Here is a 3,287-nt window from a genome sequence, read left to right as displayed (position 1 = left end):
TGGGGTGTGGGGTGTGGGGAGAATAAATAAAATAATCTCCTGTCTCCTGTCTCCTATCTCCTGACGACCGACTCTTGATCACTGATTGCTTAGAGAATATCGCCGATCAGTAAACCAGTGATCAAAAGCAGAAGGATAGCGACACCGATATCTAAGGTTTTCGGGGAAAGACGACGAGCAATCCAATAACCGATCAGGACACCGAGGAGACTGGTAGCGATTAAAGCGCTGGCTGCCCCAGCAAAAACCACCCAGGGGGATTGGGATTCGGCACTGATGAGAAGGGTGGCTAATTGGGTTTTATCGCCGATTTCAGCCAAAAATACGGTTAGAAAGGTGGAACTAAACACCGTCCAAAAACTCCAAGAAGGTGGATGCTCAGGCTTTTTCTCGGTTAAGGCGATCGATTTGCTATCACTCATCGGCTCATTTCACAATATCGGGTTAAGCAATAATTTTCATACTTTTTTCATTTTAGCCCGACCGGTTTTCTGGCGATAGTTTCTGCTGTTGGGGGCGCTGTCTCCTCCCCCCAATAGTTAAAAAACCCTAGTCGATCGAGGTAGAGTTTCCATCCTAGAGTTTAATAATTATTAGACTAGGACGAGCGCAAATTGCTTGGAGGTATAGCCCCTATGGTAGAAAACAGAGATTATACTCTGATTATTGACAAAAGTGGCAGTATGTCCACTGCTGATAAACCCAGCGAGAAAACCCGTTGGCAAATTGCCCAAGAATCCACCCTCGCCTTGGCTAGAAAGTGCGAGGAAATCGATCCCGACGGCATCACTATCTATCTTTTTTCCGGACGTTTCCGACGCTATGATAATGTTACTTCCGATAAGGTGACACGAATTTATCAAGAAAATGAACCCATGGGGAGGACAGACTTGGCAGCTGTGCTTCAAGATGCCCTCGATAATTATTTTCAGCGCAAAACTGCCAGCAAAACTAAACCCAACGGAGAAACTATTCTGGTGATTACCGACGGAGAACCAGATGATCGCAAAGCGGTGATGCGTCAAATTATCGAAGCTTCTCGAAAACTCGATAGCGATCAAGAATTAGCCATTTCTCTGATTCAAGTAGGCCATGATCGACAAGCAACCGAATTTCTTAAAGCTTTAGACGATCAGCTAGAATCGGCGGGGGCAAAATTCGATATCGTTGACACAATTACTATCGATGATATGGAAGATATGACCCTAGCGGAAGTTCTTCTCAACGCCATCACCGGTTAATTTCTAGCCAGTAGGGGTGATATCTCTTCACCCCTACTAAATCAGGATTTAACTGCTAGTCAGGGCGACCAATTTATCTTTTTCCTCATCGGATAATTGCTCCGATTGTCCCGTGATTTGTTTGTAGATTTTGAGATATTCCAAAGCGGATTTATACCAACTAAAATCTTGAGTCATTGCCCGTTGCTGTAGTTTTTGCCAATCCTGTTTATAACGAAAACTTTCCCAAGTCCGGATCATACAGGTAAACAGGTCTAAAGGTTCATAGCGATCGAAACTAAATCCTGTTCCTTTTTCCTGAATCGGGTCGTGGAAAGACACCGTATCGACTAAACCACCGGTGCGGCGTACCATGGGAATACAACCGTAACGCATGGCCATTAATTGGGAAATGCCGCAGGGTTCAAAACGGGAAGGCATTAACAAAGCATCGGCCCCCCCATAGATGCGACGGGAAAGAGCATCACTATAGAGAAGATGCAGGGACATTCGCCCCCGGAAACGGGAAGTCATCTCCCATAGTTGGGTTTCATAATAGCGATCGCCTGTACCTAAAATAATCAATTGTGCATCAGTATAGGTGAGAAAGCGATCTAAAATTTGCATCACTAGATCAATACCTTTTTGTTCCACCAAACGCGTCACCATCGCCATGACAAAGGCACTTTTACTGACCTGTAGCCCCACTTCTTCTTGCAGGGCAATTTTATTGGCCAGACGTTTTTCGATGGTTTCTGGGGTAAAATTCTGCTTAAGATAAACATCTTTAGCCGGGTCATACACCTCCGTATCGATGCCGTTGACAATCCCCACCAGATTGCCGGAAATATAGGACAATAATCCTTCTAAATTTTCGCCATAAATGGGAGTCTGTATTTGACGGGCATAGGTGGGAGAGACGGTGGTGACGCGATTGGCAAATTGAACCGCCGCAGCCATGGTATTATCGCCCTGCATATACCAAGGACACCAAGTCATTTTTTCTAACGCCTCCCGCCAAGGACCCTGGTAGGCGAGATTATGGATAGTAAAAACGGTGCTAATATCGGGGTCTTGGTGCATCCAGACGGGAATCATGCCCGTATGCCAATCATGACAGTGAATAACTTGCGGTTTCCAGTAATTCCAAGCGAATTCCGCCGCACCATTGGCAAATAGGGTAAATCGCCAGGCCTCATCTTCGCCTCCGTAGATACTGCGTCCAGAGAAAGCTAGATGACCAAAGAGGTAGAGAGGAATATCCGTATCGGGTAAAACCGTCTCATAGACTAAAAAATCCTGAAACATGGCGAATCCTGACCAAATGGGTTCGGAAGGGATGTCCATTTTTTCCTGGAGAAAACCGTAGTAGGGCAGAAAAATCCGCACGTCATGACCTAGCTGACGCAGGACTTTCGGTAATGCCCCAATTACGTCCCCCATTCCCCCAACTTTGGCAATTGGGGCGGCCTCGGCACCCACAAATAGAATTCGCATACTCTTCCCGCTTTACTTCACGACGACAAGAAATTTTAACAGATAAAACCCCCCTAGCAGGATTTGCCAGCAGGTTATTATCGGATTAGCCTAGATTTTTCTTTCACCAACCAGAGAGCCAACGAGGGGAAAATTACCTGTTTTGGACATTATTAAGTTTTGTAGCCTTTTTTTGCCAGCTTTTTATTCGGAATAAGTGTTTAAGATTTTGGATGGACTCTACCAAAGAAGACAAAGTAAACTATAGCAATCCTAAATCATTTTCTAAAAACAAATGTATTGATGAATTTTAGGAAAATCAAATTTATGATCAATCATCAATACAAAATTCAAATAAAAATTTGACAATCTTAAAATACTTGCATAAATACCGGCGTTGTCAAATTGAAAGATGCTCCGAATCAGCTAGGAACTGAAATTACTTTGATAGCAAGGATAGCATTGCATCTTGACAATTAGTGTTTAATGAACGAATAGTGCCGATGGTTGGGCTTAAGTGGGGAACAAGAGTCGCTCGATTTAGCAGTGGAATTAGCCCTACAATCGGCGTAGGGCTAATTCATGAATTAG

Annotated in this window: 3 protein-coding genes; 1 reads left to right on the top strand and 2 read right to left on the bottom strand. The window is 44.2% G+C overall.

Annotated features, from left to right (window positions below):
• Window positions 1–89: 89 nt before the first annotated feature.
• Entirely contained in the window at window positions 90–422 is a 333-nt protein-coding gene (locus tag IQ242_RS20310; protein WP_193961200.1) for a TMEM165/GDT1 family protein, read from the bottom strand.
• 213 nt (window positions 423–635) lie between these two features.
• Here IQ242_RS20310 and IQ242_RS20305 point away from each other — a divergent pair, with 213 nt between their 5' ends.
• Window positions 636–1,241 (top strand): VWA domain-containing protein, encoded by a 606-nt coding sequence (locus tag IQ242_RS20305; RefSeq protein ID WP_193961199.1) that lies wholly within the window; start codon window positions 636–638, stop codon window positions 1,239–1,241.
• Between the two features lie 48 nt (window positions 1,242–1,289).
• Here the strand turns inward: IQ242_RS20305 and glgA are convergent, their stop codons facing one another.
• Window positions 1,290–2,717, bottom strand: coding sequence for a glycogen synthase GlgA (gene glgA, locus IQ242_RS20300; protein ID WP_193961198.1), 1,428 nt, complete (start codon window positions 2,715–2,717; stop codon window positions 1,290–1,292).
• Window positions 2,718–3,287 lie beyond the last annotated feature (570 nt).

Source organism: Microcystis sp. LEGE 08355 (genome assembly GCF_015207185.1).
Lineage (GTDB): Bacteria > Cyanobacteriota > Cyanobacteriia > Cyanobacteriales > Microcystaceae > Microcystis > Microcystis panniformis.
Note: the sequence above shows the minus strand (reverse complement) of the source record. Positions and strands in the feature narration are given on the sequence as shown.

Excerpts from the sequence above, each read along its gene's own strand:
- IQ242_RS20310 (WP_193961200.1), bottom strand. The coding sequence starts at position 422 with ATGAGTGATAGCAAATCGATCGCCTTAACCGAGAAAAAGCCTGAGCAT.
- IQ242_RS20305 (WP_193961199.1), top strand. The coding sequence starts at position 636 with ATGGTAGAAAACAGAGATTATACTCTGATTATTGACAAAAGTGGCAGT.
- glgA (WP_193961198.1), bottom strand. The coding sequence starts at position 2,717 with ATGCGAATTCTATTTGTGGGTGCCGAGGCCGCCCCAATTGCCAAAGTT.